The following is a 25,963-nucleotide window of genomic DNA, read 5'->3' as shown; positions in this document are numbered from 1 at the left end:
GCCCCTCAGGCGGCGACCGTCTCAGCCTTGCCGCGGATTGTCTCGCCCAGCGCGCCCAGAATGCGCACCCAAGACCGGATGCCTTTGTGGAAGCTCTTGAGTTCGTACTTCTCGTTGGGGGAGTGGATATTGTCATCGGGCAGCGCGAAGCCGACCATCACGCTGTCCATGCCGAGGATGGAACGGATCGAATTGACGACGGGGATCGAGCCGCCGCAGCCGAGCAGCGCCGACGTGCCCCATTCGGCGTCGAGCGCATTCTGTGTCGCCGCCAGCGGCCCGCTGTCGCTCGCCAGGCTGATCGCGAAGCTGCCGGGGCCGCGGGTGACGAACTCGGCCGAGCAATCCTCGGGCAGGCGGCGGCGCACATGCGCCTGGAACGCCTCCCACACCTGGTCGGGATCCTGGGTACCCACGAGGCGGAAGCTCACCTTGGCATGGGCTTCGGCCGGGATTACCGTCTTGAATCCCTCGCCGGTATAGCCGCCCCACATCCCGTTGATGTCGGCGGTCGGGCGCGACCAGACCTGTTCGAGCACGGTCTTGCCCGTCTCGCCCGCCGGCACGCGCAGGCCGATCTCGCCAAGGAATTCGGCCGCATCGAATCCGAGCTTGTTCCAGCTCTCCAGCACCACAGGGTCGGTATCCGGCACGCCGTCGTAAAAGCCGTCGAGCGTCACGCGGCCCTCCGGATCCTTCATCTCGCCCAGGATCGCGGCAAGCAGCTGCAGCGGATTTCGTGCGGCGCCGCCATAAAGGCCCGAATGCAGATCGCGCGACGGCCCGCGGACGGTGACCTGGCCCGCCGCCATGCCGCGCAGGCCGATGGTGATGCCGGGCGTGTCGCGATCCCACATCAGCGTATCGCAGATCAGTGCGAAGTCTGCCTTCAGTTCCTCGGCATGGGCGTGGAGGAAAGGCTCCAGGCTGGTCGAGCCGGACTCTTCCTCGCCTTCGAACAGGATGGTGACGCGGCAGGGCAGGCGACCTTCGGCCTCCTTCCAGGCGCGGCATGCCTCGACGAAGGTCCGCAGCTGGCCCTTGTCGTCGGAAGCGCCGCGACCGACGATCGTCTTCGATCCGTCGGCACGCGTGTCGATCCACGGATCGAACGGATCGCGAGTCCACAGCGCGATCGGGTCGACCGGCTGCACGTCGTAATGGCCGTAGAACAGCACATGCGGGCCGTCCCCATCGTGATGCGCCACCACCATCGGGTGGCCCGGCGTATCGGCGACGCGCGCGGCGAAGCCGAGCTCGGCCAACTCGGCGGCCAGCTGCTCGGCGGCGCGGCGGCAGTCCGCGGCATAGGCCGGATCGGTGGAGATGGACGGTACGCGCATCAGCGCGGCGAGGCGATCGATGCTGGCATCGAGCTGGGCATCGGCAAGGGCAAGAACGGAGTCGGTCATGCCGTCTCAGCTATGTTGCGCAGGGCAGGGTCGCAAGCCCGGCAACGGGGCGGGTGTCGGTTTCCCCGACATGTGTTGCAAACTGTTTCCGAGAGTCCCGGATCGGTCACAAAACAAGGTTAACGCTTTGTTTCCGCCGAGAAACGGCGGGTTCAGGGGGGACCATCATGCTTCGAAAGACCGTACTCGGCCTCGCGCTTTCCTGTGCCGCGATCCTGCCCGCACAGGCCCAGCTCGTTCTGCTCGCGCAGGGGCAGCTGACCGGCAGCAAGGCGGGCGCCGGCAAGGACCTGTCGGGCCTCAGCTACAAGCTGGAGAACGGCCTGCCGGCGGATATTCTGGGCGGCATCGGGTCCGGCCTCACCCATGCCGGCGGCAACGTGTTCCTGGCGGTGCCGGATCGCGGCCCCAACGCGACCGCGTACAATAGCGCGGTGGATGACACGACCTCGTATATCAGCCGGTTCCAGACGCTGACGATGACCCTGGCGGCGAACCCGAGCGCCGGCCTGCCGTTCACGCTGACTCCGCAGCTGGCCAGGACAACGCTGCTCTACAGCCCGACCGCCCTGCAATATGGCAGCGGTGCCGGCCTGGGCAGCAAGGCGGACGGCACGCCGCTCGGCTCGGGCGCACCCGTCGTCAACCGCACGGGGCAATATTACTTCAGCGGCCGGTCGGACAATTTTGCCGCCGGTTCCTCGGGCAATCCGGTCGATGCGCGGTTCGATCCCGAGGCGATCCGCGTCTCGAACGACGGCAAGAGCGTGTTCATCTCCGACGAATACGGCCCCTATGTCCGCCAGTTCGACCGTGCGACCGGGGCGCTGGTCAAGACCTTCACGCTGCCGACGAACCTCTATGCCACCAATCTGTCGCCCAAGGGCGATACGGAGATCGCCGGCAATACGATCGGCCGTGTCGCCAACAAGGGTATGGAAGGCCTGGCGATCACGCCCGACGGCAAGACGCTGGTCGGGATCATGCAGGCCGCACTCGAGCAGGATGCCGACAAGGCGGGCAAGCTGGTGCGCATCGTCACCATCGACATCGCGACCGGCACCACGCACGAATATGGCTACAAGCTCACCAACGGCTCGGGCGTGAGCGAGATCGTGGCGATCAACGACCATCAGTTCCTGGTCGACGAGCGCGACGGCAAGGGGCTGGGCGACGGCAGCGTCGCCAAGGTGAAGCAGCTGTTCCTGATCGATCTGAACGGCGCGGTGGACATCACCAATCTCAGCGGCAAGGCGGCGCTGGACAAGGCAATCGCCAAGTCCGCATCGCCGTTCCTGGATCTGGTGAACGAGCTGGCGAAGCAGGGCGTTGCCGGGGCCAACGTGCCCGCCAAGATCGAAGGCGTCAGCTTCGGCCAGGACGTGGCCTATAACGGCGCCACCTACCACACGCTGTACATCGCCAACGACAACGACTTCGTGCCGGCGACGGCGGGCGCGAACCAATTCTATGTCTTCGGATTCCAGGACAAGGATCTGCCGGGCTTTGTCGCCCAGTCGGTCGCGGCGGCCGCCGTGCCCGAGCCGGGCGTCTGGGCAATGCTGCTCGCCGGCGTCGGCGCGATCGGCGGCATGGTGCGGCGGCGCCGCCGCGCTGCGTCGCTCGCCTGATGCCGCGCGGCCGCGGCGGGACCGGTCGGGTTCCGCCACGGCCGGGGCTTGCCGCTGTTCCGGCGCTCTGAGATAGTCGCGCGCGGGGAAGGGACCGCGTGACAAGCACAGAAATCGGGTCGGGCGCGCGTTACGGCGCGTTCATCAGCTACAACCATGCCGATCGCAATCGCGCGCGCTGGCTGCACCGCGCGCTGGAGCGATATCGCATCCCGGCCAAGCTGGTCGGTCGCCCCGCGCTGCAGGGCACCGTGCCGCGCAGGCTGGGCCGCATCTTCCGCGACATCGACGAACTGCCCGCCGCGCGCGACCTGAGCGCGGAGGTGCGCGCGGCGATCGCGGACTCCGCGTGCCTGATCGTCGTCTGCTCGCCGGCGGGCGCCGCCTCGCACTGGGTGGCGCGCGAGATCGCGCTGTTCCGCGAACTGCACCCCGATCGGCCGGTGCTGGCGGCGCTGTTCGAGGGCGAGCCGGCGGACGCGATGCCCGCAGTTTTGCTGCGCGGCGTGGACGGCGTCGAGGCCGAGCCGCTGGCTGCCGACTTTCGCGAGGGGCGCGACGGCAAGCGGCTGGCGCTGCTCAAGCTGGTGGCCGGGGCGGTGGTCGTGCCGCTCGATGCGCTGGTGCAGCGGGATGCGCAGGCGCGCGTGCGTCGCGTGACGACGATCACGCTCGTCGCGGCGGCGCTGCTGATAGTGATGGCGGGATTGACGATCCTGGCCGTCCGGGCCCGCGGGGAGGCGGAACTGCGGCGCGCCCAGGCCGAGGGGCTGGTGGAGTTCATGCTGACCGATCTGCGGGGGCGGCTGAAAGAGGTTGGCCGGCTCGACGTGCTTCGCCAGGCCAACGAACGCGCGCTCGCTTATTATGGCGAACAGGACCTCGCGCAGCTGCCGCCGGACGTGCTCGCCCGCCGCGCCCGTGCGATCATGACGATCGGAGAGGACGCCCTGGCGGCCAAGGATACGCCCCGCGCCCGCGCGGCCTTCGTGCAGGCCAATCGGATCACGCGGGCGCTGATCGATCGCCAGCCCGATCAGTATGACGTGGTCTTCGCGCATGCCCAGGGCGAATTCTATCTGGGCCTGCTGCACTTCAAGGCGGGCGAGCTGACTGCGACCGAGCCGCATTTCGAGGCCTATGCCGCCTTGGCAAATCGGCTGAAAACGCTGAACCCTGCCGATCCGCGCAGCGCGGAAGAAGTCTCCTATGCGACGGGGAACCTCTGCGCGCTGCGACTGGAGCAGAAACGGGCCGTGCAGGCGGTGGCGCTGTGTGGCGACGCGCTACGCGCCGCCCAGGCGCTGGCGCGGCGCGAGCCGAAGGCGGAACAACGCTGGCGAGAGGTCGCCAATCGCCAGGGATGGCTGGCGGACGCGCAATTCGAAGTGTCGAATCTGGAGGCGGCGCTGGACCTGCGGCGCCAGCAGGTCGCGTTGATCGAGCGCCTGCTGGCGCCGGATCCGCAGAATGCCCGCAACCGTCGCATGCTCGTCTGGGCGGAGCGCGCCCTTGCCAAGATGGAGATGAACCATGGCGATCTCCCATCAGCGATCGGCCATATGCGCGCGGCCATTGCCGACCTCCGCAAAATGACGGAGTTGGATACCGAAAATCAAGAACTCGCGACTATATTGACGGAGATGAAGGCCGAACTAGGCGTAATGGAAGGAAGAAATAGATGATTGGTCAATATCCGCTGTCGATATTCCCGCCTTCCTACATTCGTTTGGTCAAGCGATACCAGATATTTGCTAGCAGTACGGGCGGATATCCGCTGGGGAATCTGAAGTTTCATATCCTTGGATATGAGGATGTCGACCAGTTCGGCAACGGTAAGGAAGTGACGTCGGAAGACGACTTCACCAAGATCGTCCGCGACTTCGTGGTGGCGCCGCCGAATATCGAGCCCGGCCTTGCGGGCCCGACGACGCCGCCGCCGACGCCGCTCGATATCGTGGTACGCGAGCCCTGTTGCGTCATTTTCAAGCTGATCGGGGACTTCTGGGAATACACCCCCAACAGCTTGTACGTCAGCACCAAGCACGAATATCCGGATGGCAAGTATCGCCGCGCCTTCCCGCTGCTGGATGACGCCGGCCGGATCACCGCGGTTGGCTTCTTCGTCGAATATGTCACCAACCCGCAGCACCGGAAGACGTGCGAGGGGCTCAATCTCTACGTCGATTTCTTGCAAGGAGACATGCGCATGCCGACGATCATCGATCCCGAGGTGGAGAACCAGGGCACGCACGGTTCGCCAAAGCCGCAGGAGCCGCAGCCGCAGGAACCCAAGTCCGAAGGCTGAGGCTGTCCTCGTATCCATGATGGGAGTATGTCGGGTCGGATGGCGTCAACCGTGCTTGCGATAACTGCCCAGGCGCGTGCCGGTGCGCTCGATCGGGCCTGGCAGATGTTCCGCGACGCGGGGTTCGACCGCGTTGCGGACGACCCGGCGGTGCTGAGCCTGAAGGGGCGTCTCCTCAAGGATGAGGCGCTGCTGTTCACCGGTGCGGCGCGGCGCGATCATGCCCGTGCCGCCGCCGCCGCCTATGCCGCGGCGGCGCAACTCGCCCCCGCGCCCTATCCGCTGATCAACGCCGCCACGCTGGCGCTGATCGCCGGCGACGTGGCCGGCAGCCGCAGCCTCGCCGCCGACGTCCAGGAACTGCTGCACGCCGGAGTACCCGAAGAAACCCCCTATTGGCTGGCGGCGACCGAAGCCGAAGCGCTGCTGCTGGCCGGCGACATGAGCGGAGCGGAGGCGGCGCTCGCCCGCGCGATCGCTTCCGCACCGCATGCGTGGGAGGACCATGCCTCCACCCTGCGCCAGTTCGGCGTGATCCTGGCCGAGCAGGGCGGCGCCACCGCGTGGCTGGATGCCTATCGCCCGCCACGCAGCCTCCACTTCGCCGGGCACATGCGGCTGCCGGCGGAAGAGGCGGCGCTGGCAGCGGCGATCGATGCGCTGCTCGCGCAGGAGCGGATCGGCTTTGGCTATGGGGCGCTGGCCGCCGGCGCGGACCTGCTGATCGCCGAGCGGCTGATCGCGCGCGGCGCCGACCTGCACGTCGTGCTGCCCGGCAGCGTCGCCGCGTTCGTGGCGCGATCGGTGCGCCCGCACGGGGCCATCTGGGTCCAGCGGTTCGAGGCGGCACTGGCAGAGGCTGCCAGTATCCAGGAGATGGGGGAGGCGAGCAGCGCGGCGTTCATGCCGTCGGTGCGGCTCGCCGATCTGGTGGCGATGGGGCAGGCGACGATGCGGGCCGCGCTGCTTCAGTCCGAGGCGGTGCAACTGCTGCTCGGGCCCGGCTCGCTTGATGCGATCGGCCAGAGCGCGCATGCCGGCACGCTGTGGCACAAGGCCGGACGGCGCCAGCATCTGTTGCCGCTGCACGTGCCGGCCAGCGCCGCTTCCCCGGAGCCGAGCCCGCTCCGCGTTCTCGCCGTTCTCGCCGTCGATCTGATGTCGAGCGACGGCGAAGCCTATGCAGCGCTGGCGCACGATCTCGGGGGCAGGCTGGCCGGGGTGACGGCGGCATTCGCCGGATGCCCGCCGCTTGCGGCGCGGTGGTCCGGGCAGCGATTGCTGTTGGCGTTCGATCGTCCCGGGGTGGCGTGGAACACCGCGCGCGGCGTCGCTGCCGCGCTCGCCAGCACCGGCCCGCTGCGCCAGGCGCTGCATATCGGCCTCGCCATGCCGGTGGAGGACCCGGTGACGGGCGGCCCGGTGCTGCTGGGCGGCGCGTTCGATGTTGCCGAGCGGCTGCTGGCGGTGACCCCGCCGGGGGCGATGTTCGCCAGCGAGGCGTTCGCGGCCAGCCTCGCCGCGTGTGAGGCGGACGCAGGCCGAGCGGAACTGATGGGCGAGGTCGCGCTTGCCGATCAGGCGCCGGTCACGCTCTACGCATTGAAACCGCAGCTCATACGATGAGCGCCTCGAGCCGGGCTGGGGCGACGATCTCCAGCCCGTCGTCGTGGCGGCACACGATCCCGCGCCGTTCCAGCGCGGATACCGCCCGCGATACGGTCTCGCGCGCGGTCTGCACGCGCAGCGCGAGGTCCGACAGCACCGGCAGCGGCCGGATCCAGCGCCCATCACCGGCCTGCGCCATGCGCAGCAGCTCGGCATGGACGCGTCCCGTGGCGGATAGCGTCAGCCGTGCCGAGACCAGCTGGGTCAGCGCGCCGAACTGCCGCACCATCGTGCGTGCCAGCACGACGCCGACACAGGCATGGCGTTCGGCCAGCGCATAGAAGTCGGCGGTGGCGAAGCTGGCGATCAGGCTGGGCGTGGCGACGGTCACCTCGGCCGCCTGCTCGCGACTGGGATCAACGCCGCCGAAGATGTCGCCGGGGTGATGCTCGGCGACCTGCAGCACCCGCCCGTCCAGCGTGACCATCGCCGCGCGGGCATGGCCTTCGAGCAGCACCAGGATGCGCCCGCATTGCTCGCCCTGGCGGACGAGCGCGGGGCCGGGCGCGTGCCACCGTACCGTTGCCGCGGCCGTCAGCTCCGCCGCAACCGCCTCGCTGCATGCGAAGAGGCAGGCGAACCGCGTCGCCAGATCGATGTCAGATAGTGCCCCCACGGCCCAGATAGTCGCTGCCCACGCTTTCCGGACACCATGTTGGTTGCAGCGCAACGTGGCAAGCCCGATCCGGTGGCGAACGGCTGATTAAGGACGATTTCCGCGCGGGCGCCGCGAATACCTCAGACCGGCTGGAGATCGATCGCGAAAAGCGCGCCGCCGCCTTCCGCATCGGCGGCATGGATCGGGGCACCCATCGCGCCGGCAAAGCCCTTGGCGATGGCCAGGCCAAGACCGCTTCCGCCGGCCCGATCGCTGCCCGTGCCGCGCGCGAATGTCTCGAAGATGCTGGCCTGCTCACCGGGCGGCAGGCCCGGGCCGTGGTCGCGCACTGCCAGCCGCACGCCGTCCGGACGGCGCTGTCCCCATATCTCGATCGCGCCCTCGCCGCCGTGCACGGCGGCGTTGGACAGCAGGTTGAGCAGGATGTGGTGGAGCAGGCGCGGGTCGGCGCGGACCAGCGGCAGGTCCGGCGGCACGCGCAGCACCAGTTCGCGTCCCGCAAGCACGTCGCGCAGGTCGTGCACGGCGGCGGCGGCAGCATCGGTCAGGTCGATCGGCTCGAGGTTGAGCGCCACCGCGCCGGAATCGATTCGCACCATGTCGACCAGATTGTCGAGGAAGCGGCGCAGGCGGGACACTTCGGCACGCGCGATGGCGGTTGCGGCCTCCGCCGGATGGGCCGCCGCCAGCGCATCCACCGCCGCTGCAACCGAGGTAAGCGGGGTGCGCAGATCATGGCCGATCGACGAAAGCAGTGCCGCGCGCAACCGGTCGCGCTCGCGCAGCACCGAGACTTCGCGCACGTCCTGCTCCAGCCGCAGCCGCTCGTGCGCCAGCGCCGCCTGGCCCAGCAGGGTGGAAAGCAGCAGCGCGCGATCCGCCGTGATCGGCTCACGGCCATCCACGGCGGCAAGACCGATCACCGCCAGCACGCCCATGCTGGTGCGCAAGGGGTGGAACTGCCAGTCGGCGGCGATCAGCGTGCCGGTGCCGATGCCGCCGGCCTCGCCGCTGCTCCACGCCCATTCGGCAGCGGCATGGTCCACCGCGCCAAGGGGCGGGGCGTCTTCCGGGCAGCTCGCAATACGCTCCAGCGCGCCCTCACGTCGGACGAGAAGCACCACCGATACACCCAGAAGCTGCGCGATTTCCTCGCATACCACGCGGCTGGTGGCGTCGGGATCGGAGGCGCGGGCAAGCGCCTGGCCGAAGGCCGCGACGGCGGCATTCTCCTGCGCGCTGCGCGTCCCCAAGGTCGCCCGCGCCCGCAGGCGCGCCGTGAGGTTCGCGGTGAACAGCGCAATGGCCTCCAGCACGCAAAAGGTCAGTACGCTCTGGGGATCGCCGATGGTAAAGGTGTAGAGCGGCGGCAGGAAGAAGAAGTTATAGGCAAGGCCCGCCATTGCCGCGGTGGCGATGCCGGGGCCGAAGCCATGGCGGAAGGCAATCACGATCACCGGCAGCAGGAACAGCAAATCGGTGCCGCCGGCGCCGATCAGCGGCAACGTCACCCTTCCCAGCGCCACGGTCAGCGCGACGGCGGATGCGCCGACGAGATGCTCCTGCCAGCGCCCGAGCGCCGGCAGCGGACCGCGCTGGCGTGCGCGCGTGCGATCCTCGGTGGCCGGAAGGACATGGACCGCCAAGCCCTCGGCCGAGCGCAGCATCGATTCGACCACCGATCCGTGGCGCAACTCGAACCACCAGCTGCGGCGCGAGCGGCCGATCACCAGCTGCGTCGCGCGCATGCCGGTGAGGTGCGTGCGCAGCCCATCGATCACGGTGACGGCGGGGACGGTGGCCACGGTGGCACCCAGGCTGCTCGCCAGCTGCAGCGTCTCGGCGACGCGGCGGCGCTGCTCGGCGTGGAAGCGCTCGGCGCGCGGCGTCTCGATGAACACCACCTGCCACGATGCCTTCAGCGCATCGGCCAGCCGCTTGCCCGCGCGCACGAGCCCGTCGCCGCCGGGCAGTTCGCTCACCGCCACCAGCACGCGCTCGCCTGCCGCGAAGGTGCCGGGAACCGCCAACGCATCGAGATGGTCGAGCATCGCCCGGTCGACGCTGAGCGCCGCGCGGCGCAGCGCCATTTCGCGCAGCGCCGACAGGTTCGCCTTGGAGAAGAAGTGCGCCAGTGCGCGGCTCGCCTCGGCAGGCACATAGACCTTGCCCTCCTTCAGCCGGTCGATCAGCTCGTCGGGCGGCAGGTCGACCAGCTCAATCTCGGCATCGTCGAAGATCGCGTCGGGCACGGTCTCGCGCACGCGCACCCGGGTGACGCTGGCCACCACGTCATTGAGGCTTTCGACATGCTGGACGTTGAGCGTGGTGTAGACATGGATGCCGGCGTCGCGGAGTTCCTCCACGTCCTGCCAGCGTTTGGGGTGGCGGCAGCCGGGGGCGTTGGTGTGGGCGAGTTCGTCGACCAGTACCAGCGCCGGGCGGCGGGCGAGGATCGCGTCTAGATCCATCTCCTCCAGCCGATGGCTCTGATGCTCCACGGCCTTGCGGGGGAGCACCTCGAAGGGCACGACTAGCGCCTCGGTTTCGGCGCGGCCATGCGTCTCGACCACGCCGACCACGACGTCTTTACCGTCGCGGAGCCGCTCGGCGCCCTCGCGCAGCATCTCGAAGGTCTTGCCGACGCCCGGGGCCGCGCCGAGAAAGATCTTCAGCCGCCCGCGCGCCTCGCGCCGGGCCTCGCGCAGCAGCGCATCGGGATTGGGGCGGTCATTCATTACCGCCCTTGGTAGTGCGCCCGCCCGTCCGGCGCCACGCCCCACCGCCCGACTATATGGAATCTTAATGCCGGCCGCCGGCATTCGCCGTCGAAGCTTAACGGCCACCAGACCTAGATCGCGTGCCACACCGCCACCCGGCGGCGACAAGCAAGGGCCAACCCCATGTCCGACATTCTCTGGCTCGCCGCGCTCGGCGGGCTTTTCCTGCTTACGCTGGCCTTCGTCCAGCTGTGCGTGAAGGCCTGATCCCATGGGCCTGCACCTGATGCTCGCCGGCGCGACCGCACTCGCGCTTCTCGTCTATCTGGTCGCGGTGCTGCTGCGGCCCGAGCGTTTCTGAGGAGGGCCGCATGACACTCCAAGGCTGGGGCTTCATCGCCCTGTTCGTCGCCATCCTGGCGGCCGCCGCCAAGCCGATGGGCCTGTGGCTGTTCGCGCTCTACGAAGGCCGCCGCACCCCGCTCCACCGCGTGCTCGGTCCCGTCGAGCGCGGCATCTACCGGATCGGCGGCATCGACCCGACCGCCGAGCAGGGCTGGCGCGCCTATGCGCTGCACCTGATCCTGTTCAACCTCGCGCTCGCGCTGCTCACCTATGCGGTGCTGCGCCTGCAGGCGGTGCTGCCGTGGAACCCGCGCGGGCTTGCCGGCATGGGCGCGGACGGCGCGTTCAACACCGCGATCAGCTTTGCCACCAACACCAACTGGCAAGGCTATGCGGGCGAATCGACGCTTTCCAACCTGTCGCAGGCGCTGGGGCTGACGCTCCACAACTTCACGTCCGCTGCGACCGGCATCGCGATTGCCTTCGCGCTGTTCCGCGGTTTCGCGCGCAAGGAGTCGCGCGGGATCGGCAATTTCTGGGCCGACTTCACCCGCGTTACGCTCTACCTGCTGATCCCCGCCTGCCTCGTCTATGCGCTGTTCCTCGTTGCGTGCGGCGTGCCGCAGACGCTGGCCAGCAGCGTCGACGCGACCACGCTGGAAGGCGCGCGCCAGACGATCGTGCTCGGCCCCGTCGCCAGCCAGGAAGCGATCAAGATGCTGGGCACCAATGGCGGCGGCTTTTTCAACGCCAACTCGGCGCACCCGTTCGAAAACCCGAGCGCGCTGACCAACTTGGTGCAGATGCTGTCGATCTTCCTCGTCGGCGTCGGCCTCACCTGGACCTTTGGTAAGGCGGTTGGCAACACCCGCCAGGGCTGGGCGATCCTTGCCGCCATGGCGGTGCTGTTCCTCGGCGGCGTCGCGGTGACCTATGCGGCGGAATCCGCCGGCAACCCGGCGCTGCATGCGATCCATGTCGCCGGTGCGAACATGGAGGGCAAGGAAACCCGCTTCGGCATCGTCGCCAGCTCGCTGTTCGCGGTCGTCACCACGGCAGCCTCGTGCGGCGCGGTCAACGCGATGCACGACAGCTTCACCGCGCTCGGCGGCCTGATCCCGCTGTTCAACATCCAGCTCGGCGAGATCGTTGTCGGCGGCGTCGGTGCGGGCATCTACGGCTTCCTGCTGTTCGCCATCCTCGCGGTGTTCGTCGCCGGCCTGATGGTGGGGCGCACGCCCGAATATGTCGGCAAGAAGATCGAGGCGCGTGAAGTGAAGCTGGCGGTGCTCGCCGTCGCCACACTGCCGCTCTGCATCCTGGGCGGCGCCGCGATTGCGGCGGTGATGCCGGCAGGGCTGGCGGGGATCGCAAACAACGGCCCGCACGGCTTCTCGGAAATCCTCTACGCCTTCACCTCCGCGACCGGCAACAACGGCTCGGCCTTTGCCGGCCTGTCGGCGAACACGCCCTTCTACAATGGCATGCTTGGGCTAGCGATGTGGCTCGGCCGCTTCTTCGTGATCGTGCCGGTGCTGGCGATCGCCGGCAGCCTTGCCGCCAAGAAGCAGGTGGCCGGCGGCGTCGGCGCCTTCCCGACCACCGGACCGCTGTGGGTGGCGCTGCTCGTCGGCATCATCCTGATCCTGGGCGGGCTCACCTTCCTGCCGAGCCTGGCGCTGGGGCCGATCGCCGATCACGTCACGCTGCTCCGCGGCCAGCTCTTCTGAGGACGCAAACCATGTCTGCACCCAAGTCCATCTTCGCGGCCGAGCTGATCGGCCCGGCCATCGGGGACGCGTTCCGCAAGCTCAACCCGCGTGAGCTGATCCGCAACCCCATCCTGTTCACCACGGCTGTCGCGGCGTTGCTGCTCACCGTCCTGCTGGCGATCGGCGGCGAGCCGCTGCCGGTGGGGTTCCAGGTCCAGCTGATCGTCTGGCTGTGGCTCACCGTGCTGTTCGGCACCTTCGCCGAAGCGCTGGCCGAGGGCCGCGGCCGCGCCCAGGCGGCGTCGCTGCGCGCCACCAAGTCCGAGCTGGAGGCCAAGAAGCTCACCGGCGTCGGCGAGACCTGGCGCAAGGTCGAGGCGCACCTGCTCGAGCGTGACGACCTCGTGCTGGTCGAGACGGGCGACCTGATCCCGGCCGACGGCGAAGTTGTCGAGGGTGTCGCCTCGGTCAACGAGGCCGCGATCACCGGCGAAAGCGCGCCGGTGATCCGCGAGGCGGGCGGCGACCGCTCGGCCGTCACTGCGGGCACCCGCGTCATCTCGGACAGGATCATCATCCGCGTCACCCAGGATCCCGGCAAGGGCTTCCTCGACCGGATGATCGCGCTGGTCGAAGGCGCCGAGCGCCAGAAGACCCCCAACGAAATCGCGCTGACCATCCTGCTCGTCGGCCTGACGATCATCTTCCTGATCGCGGTGGGCACGATCCCGGCCTTCGCCACCTATGCCGGCGGTGCGATCCCGGTGGCGGTGCTGGCGGCGCTGCTGATCACACTGATCCCGACGACCATCGCGGCTTTGCTTTCCGCGATCGGCATCGCGGGCATGGACCGGCTGGTGCGCTTCAACGTGCTCGCCAAGTCCGGCCGCGCGGTGGAAGCCGCAGGCGACGTCGACGTGCTGCTGCTCGACAAGACCGGCACGATCACCATCGGCGATCGCCAGGCGAGCGCCTTCCATCCGCTGACCGGCGTGGAAGAACGCACGCTGGCCGAGGCCGCGCTCACCGCCAGCCTCGCGGACGAGACGCCCGAGGGCCGCTCGATCGTGACGCTGGGCCGCGAAAAGTTCGCGTTCGACGCGGAGCTCGATGCCGATGCCGAAGTCATTCCCTTCACCGCGCAGACCCGCAGCTCGGGCGTGCGCCAGGGCGACACGGTGATCCTGAAGGGCGCGGTCGACTCCATCCTCAAGATGGATCCGGACGCGGCGGGTGCCGCCGAACTCAAGCGCATCACCGACGGCATCGCCCGCGGCGGCATGACCCCGCTGGCGGTGGTCCGGGGCGGCCGCCTGCTCGGCGCGGTGGCGCTGAAGGACGTGGTCAAGGCCGGCGTGCGCGAGCGCTTCGCCGAGCTGCGCCGGATGGGCATCCGCACCGTGATGATCACCGGCGACAACCCGCTCACCGCCGCCGCGATCGCCGCCGAAGCGGGCGTGGACGACTTCCTTGCGGAAGCGACGCCCGAGGACAAGCTCGCGCTGATCCGCCAGGAGCAGCAGGGCGGCAAGCTCGTAGCGATGTGCGGCGACGGCACCAACGATGCGCCTGCGCTCGCCCAGGCGGACGTCGGCGTGGCGATGAACACCGGCACCCAGGCCGCGCGCGAGGCGGGCAACATGGTCGATCTCGACAGCGATCCGACCAAACTCATCGAGATCGTCGGTCTCGGCAAGCAGCTGCTGATGACGCGCGGTGCGCTGACCACCTTCTCGATCGCCAACGACGTCGCGAAGTATTTCGCGATCATCCCGGCGATGTTCGTCGCGCTCTATCCCGGCCTCGGCGTGCTCAACGTCATGGGCCTGTCGAGCCCGACCAGCGCGATCCTGTCGGCGGTGATCTTCAACGCGATCATCATCCCGTTCCTGGTGCCGCTGGCGCTCAAGGGCGTCACCTACAAGCCCATGGGTGCCGGCCAGCTGCTCGCCCGCAACCTCGCCATCTACGGCCTGGGCGGACTCGTCGCGCCGTTCATCGGCATCAAGCTCATCGATCTGGCCGTCGCCGGCCTTCACCTCGCCTGAGGATTATAATTCCCATGTTTCGTACGTTTCTTTCGTTCGCGTCGCTCACCGTCGTAGCCGCTCCGGCCTTCGCGCAGGATAGCGTGCCTGCCGCCCCGGCAACGACGGCCCCGGCAGCCCCCGCGCTGTGCACCGATCGCCCGACCAAGTCGAACTTCGCCTGCACCGTCCCCCAGGGCATGGTCCAGCTCGAGACCGATCTCGGCAACTGGACCCGCACCGATGCGGGCGACACCCGAATCGACACGATCCTCTACACCAACCCGACGCTCAAGTACGGACTGACCGGCTCGACCGACATCGAGGCGAGCATCGCGCCCTATGCAACGGTGCGCACGCGCACCGCGACCGGCACCCAGACGCTGCACGGCGTCGGTGACCTGACACTGCGGTTGAAGCAGCGCCTTACCAATCCGGCGGGGCAGGTGCAGATCGCGCTGCTGCCCTTCGTGAAGATCCCCACCGCCAAGACCGGGATCGGCAATGGCGAAACCGAGGGAGGCGTTGCTGTGCCGGTCAATATCGCGCTGCCCAAGGGGGTCACGCTGACCTTCGGCCCCGAGGGCGACGTGCTCGCCGACAGCGACGGCCACGGCTATCACGCCCAGCTGGTCGGCACGGTCAATCTTGGCAAGGCGATCACGTCGAAGTTCACGCTGATCGGGGAGTTCTGGGCCGCCCGCAACTTCGACCCCGCCGGCTATGTGACGCAGACCTCGGCCGACATCGCCGCCACCTACCTGCTCCGCCCGACGCTGCAGCTCGATCTCGGCGCCAATTTCGGCCTGAACCAGGCCACCCCCGATGCCCAGGTCTATCTGGGTGTCTCCACCCGCTTCTGAGGAGGATATCGCCATGCGTTCCGATCTCGTCTCCGGCCTTCGCCCGGCCTTCCTGCTGACCCTGTTGTTCGCGCTGCTGCTCGGAGTCGCCTATCCGCTCGTGCTGACCGGCGCAGGGCAGCTGCTTTTTCCCGCCCAGGCAAACGGCTCGCTGGTGCGCGACGATGCCGGCACGGTGCGAGGCTCGATGCTCCTCGGCCAGGCCTTTGCGGGCGACCGCTATTTCCAGGGACGCCCTTCTGCTGCCGGCAATGGCTATGACCCGCTCGCCTCGAGCGGATCCAATTTCGGGCCGGCGAGCAAGAAGCTGATCGACCGGGTGACCGCCGACCAGAAGCGCCTCGGTGCCGGCGCCCCCGCCGATCTGCTCCAGGCATCCGGTTCGGGCCTTGATCCCGAAATCAGCCCGGAAGCGGCGCGTTTCCAGGTCGTGCGCGTGGCCAAGGCGCGGGGCATCGCACCCGACCGGGTCGTGCAGCTGGTCGACGCCAACGTGCAGGAACGCCTGTTCGGCCTCATCGGCGAGCCGCGCGTCAATGTGCTCGCGCTCAATCAAGCGCTCGACCGGCAGGAAGGCGCTCGCTAAGCGAAGCCATGGCGAGCGCAACCAAGGTGCTGATCGTCGAGGACGACAGCCATATCCGGCGGCTGCTGCGCGGGGCCCTCACCCGCGCAGGCCATCAGGTGATCGAGGCGACGACGGCGCGCGAGGCCGCCGCCGCCTTCGGCATCGACAAGCCCGACGCGGTGCTGCTGGATCTCGGCCTGCCCGACCGCGACGGTATCGAGTTGATCCAGCAGGCCAAGGCGGGCGGGGCGGCGGTGATGGTGGTGTCGGCACGCACCGAGACCAGCGAGAAGGTCGCCGCGCTCGACCTTGGTGCCGATGACTATTGCACCAAGCCGTTCGACACCGAGGAACTGCTTGCCCGCCTACGCACCGCGTTGCGCCATCGCCTGGCGGGCTCGGCCGAGCGCGAGCAGCTGACGATCGGCGCGATCGAGATCGATCTGCTCCATCGGCGCGTGCGCAAGCAGGGCGAGGCGGTGCATCTCGCCCCCAAGGAATATGGCGTGCTGGCGCTGCTCGCCGCCCACCCCGACCGGGTGATCGCGCACGGTCAGCTGCTCCGCGACGTGTGGGGACCAGCGCACGTCCAGCAGCTGGACTATCTGCGGATCGTCGTGCGCAACCTGCGTCAGAAGCTGGAGGCGGATCCGGCCCGCCCGCAGCTCATCGTCAACGAGCCGGGCGTGGGCTATCGCCTGGTCGTCGCTTGAGCCGCTCCTTCTCGCCCCTGTCGCTCGGTCGCAACGGGCCGACAAAGTTTTGCGACATTAGCCGCGTACCAGCACCCTTCTGGTAGACCCTGCCGCCCGTTCCGGGATGGTCGCAGGGTCCGCGGTGACGACGACGTAGGACGCGAACGATATGGATCGAGACGACCCCAGGCCCGGTGCGCGGGAAGACATTGGGCCGACGGCGCAGGCGCGTCCGCTGTCGCGTCGCGCGCGGACCCTCAGCTGGATCGTCGGGGTCCTCGCGATCGGCGCGCTGGTCGCGCTCGCGGTACTGCTGTCGCAGGGCAGCGATACCGCCGGCAAGCAGGGCGGCGGACGGTCCGGCGGCGGCGGCCGGCGCGGTGGCATGGCGCAGACCACCACGGTCGGCACCGCCAAAGCGACGCTCGCCGATCTGCCGGTGCAGGTCGAGGCGCTCGGCACGGTGACCCCCGCGGCGACGGTGACGGTGCGCCCGCAGGTATCCGGCACGATCGTCCAGCTGCTCTACCGCGAGGGCCAGCTCGTCCGGAGGGGGCAGCCGCTCGCGGTGATCGACCCGCGGCCCTATCAGGCGGCGTTGCTGCAGGCGCGCGGCGCACTGACGCGCGACCAGGCGCAGCTCGAAAATGCGCGGCTCCAGCTCAACCGCTACAATACGCTGCTCACGCAGGATTCCATCGCGCGACAGGATCGCGACACCCAGGCGGCACTGGTCCACCAGCTAGAGGGCACCGTGCTCGCCGATCGCGGCGCGGTGCAGCAGGCGCAGATCAACCTCGGCTATACCCGCATCGTCTCGCCGGTCAGCGGCCGTGCGGGGCTCAAGGTGGTCGACATCGGGAATTATATCGGCGCGGGCGACACCAACGGCATCGTCGTGGTGACCACGCTCCAGCCGATCGACGTGGAATTCGCGATCCCGCAGCAACAGGCGCCCGAGATCCAGAAGCGCATCGCGGAAGGAGCCCAGATCCCCGCGGTCGCGCTCGACAGCACCCGCACCAAGACGCTCGATACCGGCAACTTCTCGACGCTCGACAACCGGGTGGATACCAGCACCGGCACGATCAAGGGCAAGGCGCGCTTCGCCAATGCCGGCTTCCAGCTCTATCCCAGCCAGTTCGTCAATGTTCGCCTGACCGTCGAGACGGTGGCCAAGGCGGTGACCGTGCCGCCCGCCGCGATCCAGTCCGGCCCGAACGGCCCCTTCGTCTGGCTGCTCAGGCCCGACCGCACCGTCACCGAGCGGAAGGTGAAGCCGGGTGTCGCGGTCGCCGACAAGACCCAGATCACCGACGGCCTCGCCATCGGCGACACGGTGGTGACCGACGGCGCCGACCGGCTGAACGAAGGCGCCAAGGTCGCGCTTCCCGGCGATGCCCCGCCGGCACGCGATGGCCAGGGCGGCGGCCAGCGGCGGCACCGCAGCGGCGGCCAAGGCGGCTGATCGGTGGGTCCGTCGCGCATCTTCATCCTTCGCCCGGTCGCGACCGCGCTGTTCATGGTCGCGATCGTGCTGGCGGGGCTGGTCGGCTTTAACGGCCTGTCGCTCTCGGCGCTGCCGGAAGTCGACTATCCGACGATCCAGGTCAGTACCCTCTATCCGGGCGGCAGCCCGGAGGTGATGACGCAGACGGTCACCGCACCGCTGGAGCGCCAGTTCGGCCAGATGCCGGGCCTGACCAGGATGGAATCGACCAGTTCCTCGGGCGCGTCGGTAATCACGCTGCAGTTCAACCTTTCGACCGGGCTCGACGTCGCCGAGCAGGAAGTGCAGGCGGCGATCAACGCTTCGCAGGCGCTGCTGCCGGCCGACCTGCCGGCGCCGCCAGTCTATGCCAAGGTGAACCCCGCCGATGCGCCGATCCTGACGCTGGCGATTACCTCCGACACGATGCCGCTGACGCAGGTCCAGTCGCTGGCCGACACCCGGCTGGCGCAAAAGATCAGCCAGATCAGCGGCGTCGGCCTAGTCGGTCTCGCCGGCGGACAGAAGCCGGCGATGCGGATCCGCGCCGATACCCAGAAGCTGTCCAGCTACGGCCTCAGCCTCGCCCAGATCCGCACCGCGATTGGCAATGCCAACGCCAATTCGGCGAAAGGCAGTTTCGACGGCCCCAACCGCTCCTACCAGATCAACGCCAATGATCAGCTGGAGACGGTCGACGACTACAAAAACCTGATCGTCAGCTACCAGAACAACGCGCCGGTGCGCCTGTCCGACGTGGCCGAGGTGGTGGAAGGCGCGGAGAACAGCCGGCTGGGGGCGCTCGCCAACGACACGCCGGCGATCATCCTCAACGTCCAACGCCAGCCGGGCGCCAACGTCATCGCCACCACCGACGCGATCAAGCGCCAGCTGCCCGAGCTGCTGAAGAGCCTGCCCGCCGGCCTCCATGCCGAGGTGCTGGCCGATCGCACCACCGGCATCCGCGCCTCGGTACACGATGTCGAGTTCGAGCTGGTGCTCGCGGTCGCGCTGGTCGTGCTGGTGATCTTCTTCTTCCTGCACTCCGGGCGCGCCACGTTGGTCGCCGGGCTGGCCGTGCCGATCAGCCTGATCGGCACCTTCGGGGTGATGTACCTTCTCAATTTCAGCCTCGACAATCTCTCGCTGATGGCGCTGACCATCGCGACCGGCTTCGTCGTCGACGACGCGATCGTGATGATCGAGAACATCCAGCGCCATATCGAGGACGGCATGGCGCCGTTCGAGGCGGCGCTGAAGGGCGCGGGCGAGATCGGCTTCACCATCATCTCGCTGACCGTCAGTCTGATCGCGGTGCTGATCCCGCTGCTGTTCATGGGCGACATCGTCGGCCGGCTGTTCCGCGAGTTCGCGGTAACGCTGGCGGTGACGATCCTGATTTCCGCGGTCGTCTCGCTGACGCTGACGCCGATGCTGTCGGCACGCTGGCTCAAGCGCCCGTCGGAGGAGAAGCCCGGCCGTGTCGCCGAGCGGTCCGCCGCGCTGTTCGGCTGGGTCGAGCGCCGCTACGAGGCCGGGCTCGATTTCGTCCTGCGCCGCCGCTTCGCCACGCTGCTGGTGGCGATCGCGACGCTGGGGCTGACGGTGCTGCTCTACCTCGTCATCCCCAAGGGGCTGTTCCCCACCCAGGATACTGGCCAGCTCCAGGCGCGGATCGTCGCGACCAACGGCATCTCGTACAATCAAATGGCGACGCTGCAGGCGCAGGCGGCGCGAGCGATCCTGGCGGATCCGGCGGTGGAGACGCTCTCCTCCTATGTCGGCGTCGACGGGTCGAACAACGCCTCGCTGAACGTCGGCACGATGCTGATCAACCTGAAGGCCTCGCACGGCAACCAGGCGGCGGTGATGCGGCGGCTGGAGGATGCGGTAGACCGGATCGCCGGCATCACTCTCTATGTCCAGCCGACCCAGGACCTGACGATCGACGCCGAGAGCGGCCCCACCCAATATCGCTTCTCGGTCGAGGGATCGAACACCGCCGACGTCAACGCGGAAGCCCAACGCATCGCTGCGGCGTTGCGCCATGTGACGAAGGTCGCCAACGTCTCCACCGACGCGGGCGCGACCGGTGCCGCCGCCTATGTCGATATCGACCGCGACAGCGCGGCGCGGCTGAACATCACCGCGTCGAGCGTCGACGACACGCTCTATTCGGCGTTCGGCCAGCGCATCGTGTCGACCATCTTCACCGAGACGACCCAGTATCGCGTCATCCTGGAGGCGGCGCCGGGGCTCGCCACCGATCCGCAATCGCTGGGGCTGCTGAACCTGCAGTCGCAGGGGGGCGCGACGCCGCTAAATGCAGTGGCGACGATCCGCGAGGGGCGCTCGCCGCTGGCCGTCACCCATGTCGGCCAGTTCCCGGCCGCCACCGTCAACTTCGATACCGCCTCGGGCGTATCGCTCGGCACCGCGACCAATGCGATCCGCGACACCATCGCGCAGCTCAAGCTCAAGCCGGGCATATCGGTGACCTTCCTCGGCGCGGCGGGGGCATTCTCCTCCTCGCTGAGCAACCAGCTGGTGCTGATCCTGGCGGCGATTATCTGCGTCTATATCGTGTTGGGCGTGCTCTATGAGAGCTTCATCCATCCGGTGACGATCCTGTCAACGCTGCCCTCGGCGGCGGTGGGTGCGCTGTTCGCCTTGTGGGTCACCGGGCACAATCTCGACGTGATCGGCATCATCGGCATCGTGCTGCTGATCGGCATCGTCAAAAAGAACGCGATCATGATGATCGACTTCGCGATCGCCGCCGAGCGTGACGAGGGGCTGGCACCCGCTGCGGCGATCCGCCAGGCGGCGATCCTGCGCTTCCGCCCGATCCTGATGACCACGCTGGCCGCACTGTTCGCGGCGATCCCGCTGATGCTGGGCCTGGGCGAAGGTGCCGAGCTGCGCCGGCCGCTGGGCATCGCGATCTTCGGCGGCCTGCTGGTCAGCCAGCTGCTGACGATGTTCACTACGCCGATCATCTATCTCTATTTCGATCGTGCGCAGCAGAAGTTCGCCAGGCATGGCTGGGGCACCCGCGCCAGCCCGAACGTGATGCCGGAGGCGGGCGCTTGAACCTCTCCGCGCCCTTCATCCGGCGCCCGATCGGCACGATCCTGCTGACGATCGGGCTGGCGCTGGCGGGCATCGCGGCGTTCCTCGCGCTGCCGGTGGCACCGCTGCCGGCGATCGACCTGCCGACGATCAGCGTCTCCGCCAACCTTTCGGGCGCCAGCCCCGAGGTGATGGCACAGAGCATCGCGACCCCGCTGGAGCGGCGCCTCTCGTCGATCGCCGGCGTGACCGAAATGACCTCGTCCAGTTCGCTCGGCACGACGCGGATCACGCTCCAGTTCGACCTGTCGGTCAACATCGACGCCGCCGCGCGCGAGGTGCAGGCCGCGATCAACGCCGCCCGCGCCGACCTGCCCGCGACGCTCAAGCAGAACCCCACCTATCGCAAGGTCAATCCGGCCAACCAGCCGGTCATCACGCTGGCGCTCTGGTCGGACACCAAGACCGCCGGCCAGATCTACGACGCGGTCTCCAATACCGTGCAGCAGCGCATGCTGCAGATCCAGGGCGTCGGCGATGTCGAACTGGGCGGAGGTTCGCTGCCGGCGGTGCGGGTGGACGTGAACCCCTATCGCCTGAACAGCTATGGCATCTCGATGGAAGACGTCCGCGCCGCGATCGAGGCGGCGGACGCCAATCGTCCCAAGGGGCTGCTCCAGAGCAGCGCCACCGGCCGCGCCTGGCAGATCTACACCAATGCCGCGGGTCGGGTGGCGGCGGACTATCGCCCGCTGGTCATCGCGTGGCGCAATGGCGCGCCGGTGCGTCTCGGCGATATCGCAAACGTGAGCGACAGCGTGGCGGATCTGCGCACGCTGGGCCTCTACAACGGCAAGCGCGCGATCGTCGTCAACATCACCCAGCAGCCGGACGCGAACCTGATCAAGATGGTCGACGCGATCCGCGCCGAGCTGCCGACGCTGCGCGCGCAGATCCCCGGCGACATCCATCTCGACGTCGCGATGGACCGCACCAGCTCGATCCGCGCCTCGATCCGCGAGATCGAGATCACCGTGCTGGTCGCGCTGGTGCTGGTCGTCCTCGTCGTCTTCGCCTTTCTGCGCGACGTGCGGTCGACCTTCATTCCGGCGGTGGCGACGATCGTGTCGCTGCTCGGCACCTTCGGGGTGATGTACCTGCTGGGGTTCAGCCTCAACAACATCTCGCTGATGGCGATCACCGTCGCGACCGGCTTTGTCGTCGACGATGCGATCGTCGTGCTGGAGAACACCACCCGTCATCTTGAAGAGGGGATGGGCCGGTTCGAAGCGGCGCTGCGCGGCGCGCGCGAGGTGGGGTTCACCGTGCTGTCGATGTCGATCGGCCTGATCGCGGTGTTCATCCCGCTGCTGTTCATGGGTGGGCTTGTCGGGCGGCTGTTCCGCGAATTCGCGGTCACCTTGTCGACGGCGGTGATGATCAGCCTGGTGCTGTCGCTCACCACCACGCCGATGCTGTGCGCCTGGTTCCTCCGCAAGCCGCAGCAGGATGTGCCGCCCAAGCGCCCCGGCCGCTTCGCCCGCGTGCTCGAGGGCGGCTATGCCCGGCTCGAGCGCGGCTATGCGCGGGTGCTCGACTGGGCGCTGGCGATGAAGCCTTTGGTCGTGCTGCTCCTCGTCGCGGTGATGGCCCTCACCGTCTATCTCTATATCGTCGTCCCCAAGGGCTTCTTCCCGCAGCAGGAATCGCCGCTGATCTTTGCCGGCGTGCGCGCCGACCAGAGCGTCTCCTTCCTGTCCATGCAGGACAAGCTCACCCAGGTCGTCAATGTCATCAAGAAGGACCGCGCGGTGCAGAGCGTGGTCGGCTTTACCGGCGGCAGCCGCGGCGGCGGCGCCTTCATGCTGATCGCGCTGAAGCCGATCGGGCAGCGCCCCGGCCAGCCGAGCACGGTGGTGATCCAGCGGCTGCAGCGCGCGCTCCAGCCGGTGGAGGGCATCCGGCTGTTCCTCTCGCCGGTGCAGGATCTGCGCGCCGGCGGCCGCTCCGGCAACGCCACCTACCAGTACACCCTCATGGCCGACAGCACCGCGCATCTGAAGGTCTGGGCGCAGAAGCTCAACGACGCGATGGCGAAGAGCCCGGTCTTCACCAATGTCGACAGCGACCTGGCGGAGAACGGTGTGGAGAGCTTCGTCACGATCGACCGGGATGCGGCGGCCCGCGTCGGCATCTCGCCGCGCGACGTCGACAACGCGCTGTACGACGCGTTCGGCCAGCGCAACGTCGCGACGATCTACGAGGACGTCAACCAGTATAGCGTGATCCTTGGCTGGGATCCGGCAACGACCACCGGCCCGCACATGCTGCCGGACATCCGCATCCCCGCCCAGTCGGTGGCGACCGACAATCTGACCACGGTAAGCGCCTCGGGCAATACCGTGAACGCGACGGCGAGCCGTACGACGACAACGACTGCCACCGCCACCGCTGGCAGCAGCAGCGCCGCCGTTCCCTCCAACCCGGCGCTGCGCAACCCCTCGACCGGCTCCGCGCTTAGCAACACCGCGCATGCGATGGTGCCGCTGCCGGCAATCGCCACCGTTAGCCAGGCGCCGACCGCGGCCAGCGTCAACCATCAGGGCACCGAGGTCGCCGCGACCATTTCCTTCGATCTCAAGCCCGGCAAGGCGCTATCCGACGCGCGCGCCGCGATCGACGCGGCCGAGGCGCAGATCGCCATGCCCAGTACCGTCCACGGCGCCTTTGCCGGCACCGCGCTCACCTACCAGCAACAGCAGGGCTCGCAGCCCTTGCTCATCCTCGCGGCGCTGGTGGCGATCTACATCGTGCTGGGCATCCTCTACGAGAGCCTGATCCATCCGCTGACCGTACTATCCACCCTGCCGGCGGCGGGGACCGGGGCGGTGCTGGCGCTGATCGTCTGCGGCATGGAGTTCGATATCATCGCCCTGATCGGGCTGTTCCTGTTGCTCGGCATCGTCAAGAAGAACGCCATCCTGATCATCGACTTCGCGCTTGCCGCCCAGCGCGAGCGCGGGCTCTCCGCCGAACATGCCGCGCGCGAGGCGAGCCTGTTGCGCTTTCGTCCGATCCTGATGACCACCATCGCGGCGGCGCTCGGCGCGCTGCCCTTGGCGATCGGCTTCGGCGAGGGTGCCGAGCTGCGCCGCCCGCTCGGCGTCGCCATCGTCGGCGGGCTGATCGCCAGCCAGGTGCTGACGCTGATCACCACGCCCGTCATCTACGTCCTGCTCGATCGCCTGTCGCGCCGCCGCCGGCGATCCTCCCCCCAGCCCGTTCGCGAGTTCCCCGCATGACCAGCACCCGCTTCCGTCCGATCGCATCGCTGCTGGCGCTGAGCGCGCTGGCGGGCTGTTCGCTCGCCCCGGCCTATCAACGCCCCGAGATGGCGACATCGACACCGGCTTCCTGGAAGACGGTGGACGGCTGGCGTCCGGCGAACCCCAATGACGGTGCGCCGCGCTCGGACTGGTGGACAAGCTTCGGCGACGCGACCCTCGACGACTTGGTCGCTCGCGCCGATGCACATAATCAGACGCTGGCCCAGGCCGCCGCGACGTGGCGCCAGGCGACCGCCGCCACCCGCGAGGCGCGCGCCGGCCTGTTTCCTACGGTGAGCGCCACCGGATCGGTAACGCACAGCCACAGCGGCGCGTCGGTGCGCAACACCACCACGGGAACTGGGACCACCGTCGTCAACGGGCAGGATTCGGACAGCTACCGGGTCAATGTGCAGGCGAGCTGGCAGCCCGATCTGTTCGGCAGCCTCACCAACACCGCGCGCAACGCCCGCTATACCGAACAGGCGCGGCTGGCCGATCTCGCCAACGCCCGGCTCGCGCTCCAGGGCGAACTGGTGACCGACTATCTCAGCCTGCGTGCGACCGACGCGACGATCGCCAGCCTCGCCGCGACCGTGGCCGCGTATACGCGGTCGCTGGAAATCGCCTCGAACCAGTATCGCGCAGGCATCGTCGCCCGGACCGACGTGTTTCAGGCGGAGTCGCAGCTCGCCTCCGCCCAGTCCGATCTGGAGGGGCAGGCCCGGATCCGGGCGCAATATGAAGATGCGATCGCGGTGCTGGTCGGCGAGAACCCGGCGGGCTTCCGCCTCGCGGCACTCGGCACCGCCTGGTCGCCGCGCGTGCCCGAGGCACCGGTCTCGCTTCCCTCGGCGCTGGTCGAGCGGCGCCCGGACATCGCCGCCGCCGAGCGCGCCGTCGCCGCCGCCAACGCCACGATCGGCATCAATCGCGCAGCCTTCTTCCCCACGCTCAGCTTGACGGGCAGCGGCGGCTTCTCGAACGATTCGCTTTCCGGCCTGTTCAGCGCCGGCGCGTCGCTATGGTCGCTCGGGGCATCGGTGGCGCAGACGCTGCTCGATTTCGGAGCGCGGGGGGCGCGCGTCGCCCAGGCACGCGCGGCCTATGATGCCGCGGTCGCCAACTACCGCCAGGTGACGCTCACTGCCTTCCAGGACGTGCAGGACAATCTGATCGCGCAGGACGTGCTCGCCCGGCAGGAAGCCTATCTGCGCACCGCCTCGGCCGCCGCCGATCGCTCCGAGGAGACCCTGCGCAATCAGTATCGCGCCGGCATCGTCGTCTACACCAATGTGGCGACCGCGCAGGCGACGGCGCTCAGCGCCCGCCGCGCCCTGATCCAGGGCCAGCTGGATCGCCAGACCGCCTATGTCGCGCTCGTGCAGGCGCTGGGCGGCGGCTGGAGCGCGACCGATCTGACCGACGGCACCGAACAGCGTCGCGCCGCCGACGCCGGAACGCAGGCGCCCGCGCGGCGGCCTTGAGCGCCTGCTGCCGAAAACGAT

The 25,963-nt window shown here is 68.6% G+C and carries 17 protein-coding genes; 14 read left to right on the top strand and 3 right to left on the bottom strand.

What is annotated here, in order from left to right:
• Positions 1-5 precede the first annotated feature (5 nt).
• Complete coding sequence (locus OIM94_RS10840; protein ID WP_264606745.1) at positions 6-1,412, bottom strand: M20/M25/M40 family metallo-hydrolase; 1,407 nt, start codon at positions 1,410-1,412, stop codon at positions 6-8.
• Between the two features lie 167 nt (positions 1,413-1,579).
• Here OIM94_RS10840 and OIM94_RS10835 point away from each other — a divergent pair, with 167 nt between their 5' ends.
• The 4 genes from OIM94_RS10835 (at position 1,580) to OIM94_RS10820 (ending at position 6,977) form a co-directional block, all read left to right on the top strand.
• Positions 1,580-3,043, top strand: coding sequence for an esterase-like activity of phytase family protein (locus tag OIM94_RS10835; RefSeq protein ID WP_264606744.1), 1,464 nt, complete (start codon positions 1,580-1,582; stop codon positions 3,041-3,043).
• A gap of 98 nt (positions 3,044-3,141) precedes the next feature.
• Positions 3,142-4,728 (top strand): toll/interleukin-1 receptor domain-containing protein, encoded by a 1,587-nt coding sequence (locus OIM94_RS10830; protein WP_264606743.1) that lies wholly within the window; start codon positions 3,142-3,144, stop codon positions 4,726-4,728.
• Between the two features lie 158 nt (positions 4,729-4,886).
• Positions 4,887-5,351: a nucleotide synthetase gene (locus OIM94_RS10825; protein ID WP_264606742.1), complete on the top strand. Its 465-nt coding sequence runs from the start codon at positions 4,887-4,889 to the stop codon at positions 5,349-5,351.
• A gap of 51 nt (positions 5,352-5,402) precedes the next feature.
• Entirely contained in the window at positions 5,403-6,977 is a 1,575-nt protein-coding gene (locus tag OIM94_RS10820) for a TRAFs-binding domain-containing protein (RefSeq protein WP_264606741.1), read from the top strand.
• Here OIM94_RS10820 and OIM94_RS10815 read toward each other — a convergent pair.
• Positions 6,967-7,635 carry a Crp/Fnr family transcriptional regulator gene (locus OIM94_RS10815; protein ID WP_264606740.1) on the bottom strand — a complete coding sequence of 223 codons (669 nt, stop codon included), beginning with the start codon at positions 7,633-7,635 and terminating at the stop codon, positions 6,967-6,969. The genes OIM94_RS10820 and OIM94_RS10815 overlap by 11 nt on opposite strands.
• A gap of 122 nt (positions 7,636-7,757) precedes the next feature.
• Positions 7,758-10,376, bottom strand: a complete 2,619-nt coding sequence (locus tag OIM94_RS10810) for a sensor histidine kinase (RefSeq protein ID WP_264606739.1) — start codon at positions 10,374-10,376, stop codon at positions 7,758-7,760.
• Between the two features lie 253 nt (positions 10,377-10,629).
• On the opposite strand from OIM94_RS10810, the gene kdpF reads away from it, so the two are divergent.
• The 10 genes from kdpF (at position 10,630) to OIM94_RS10760 (ending at position 25,942) form a co-directional block, all read left to right on the top strand.
• Positions 10,630-10,719, top strand: coding sequence for a K(+)-transporting ATPase subunit F (gene kdpF, locus OIM94_RS10805; RefSeq protein WP_019368916.1), 90 nt, complete (start codon positions 10,630-10,632; stop codon positions 10,717-10,719).
• Positions 10,720-10,729: 10 nt separating this feature from the next.
• Entirely contained in the window at positions 10,730-12,433 is a 1,704-nt protein-coding gene (gene kdpA, locus OIM94_RS10800; protein WP_264606738.1) for a potassium-transporting ATPase subunit KdpA, read from the top strand.
• A gap of 11 nt (positions 12,434-12,444) precedes the next feature.
• Positions 12,445-14,463 (top strand): potassium-transporting ATPase subunit KdpB, encoded by a 2,019-nt coding sequence (kdpB, locus tag OIM94_RS10795; RefSeq protein ID WP_264606737.1) that lies wholly within the window; start codon positions 12,445-12,447, stop codon positions 14,461-14,463.
• Between the two features lie 14 nt (positions 14,464-14,477).
• The gene (locus OIM94_RS10790) at positions 14,478-15,305 is read left to right on the top strand and encodes a transporter (RefSeq protein ID WP_264606736.1); all 828 of its coding nucleotides are present in this window, start codon (positions 14,478-14,480) and stop codon (positions 15,303-15,305) included.
• A 13-nt stretch (positions 15,306-15,318) separates the two neighbouring features.
• Positions 15,319-15,891 carry a potassium-transporting ATPase subunit KdpC gene (gene kdpC, locus OIM94_RS10785; RefSeq protein WP_264606735.1) on the top strand — a complete coding sequence of 191 codons (573 nt, stop codon included), beginning with the start codon at positions 15,319-15,321 and terminating at the stop codon, positions 15,889-15,891.
• 8 nt (positions 15,892-15,899) lie between these two features.
• On the top strand, positions 15,900-16,586 hold the full coding sequence (locus OIM94_RS10780) for a response regulator (RefSeq protein WP_264606734.1): 687 nt from the start codon (positions 15,900-15,902) through the stop codon (positions 16,584-16,586).
• A gap of 151 nt (positions 16,587-16,737) precedes the next feature.
• On the top strand, positions 16,738-18,036 hold the full coding sequence (locus OIM94_RS10775; protein WP_264606733.1) for an efflux RND transporter periplasmic adaptor subunit: 1,299 nt from the start codon (positions 16,738-16,740) through the stop codon (positions 18,034-18,036).
• A 3-nt stretch (positions 18,037-18,039) separates the two neighbouring features.
• On the top strand, positions 18,040-21,150 hold the full coding sequence (locus OIM94_RS10770) for an efflux RND transporter permease subunit (protein ID WP_264606732.1): 3,111 nt from the start codon (positions 18,040-18,042) through the stop codon (positions 21,148-21,150).
• The gene (locus tag OIM94_RS10765; protein ID WP_264606731.1) at positions 21,147-24,431 is read left to right on the top strand and encodes an efflux RND transporter permease subunit; all 3,285 of its coding nucleotides are present in this window, start codon (positions 21,147-21,149) and stop codon (positions 24,429-24,431) included. The genes OIM94_RS10770 and OIM94_RS10765 overlap by 4 nt, the downstream gene beginning before the upstream one ends.
• Entirely contained in the window at positions 24,428-25,942 is a 1,515-nt protein-coding gene (locus tag OIM94_RS10760; protein WP_264606730.1) for an efflux transporter outer membrane subunit, read from the top strand. Before OIM94_RS10765 ends, OIM94_RS10760 begins: the two co-directional genes overlap by 4 nt.
• Positions 25,943-25,963 lie beyond the last annotated feature (21 nt).

The sequence above is a fragment of the Sphingomonas sp. R1 genome, from assembly GCF_025960285.1.
Lineage (GTDB): Bacteria > Pseudomonadota > Alphaproteobacteria > Sphingomonadales > Sphingomonadaceae > Sphingomonas.
The sequence above is the reverse complement of the archived record's forward strand: the minus strand, read 5'-3'. Positions and strand labels throughout refer to the sequence as shown.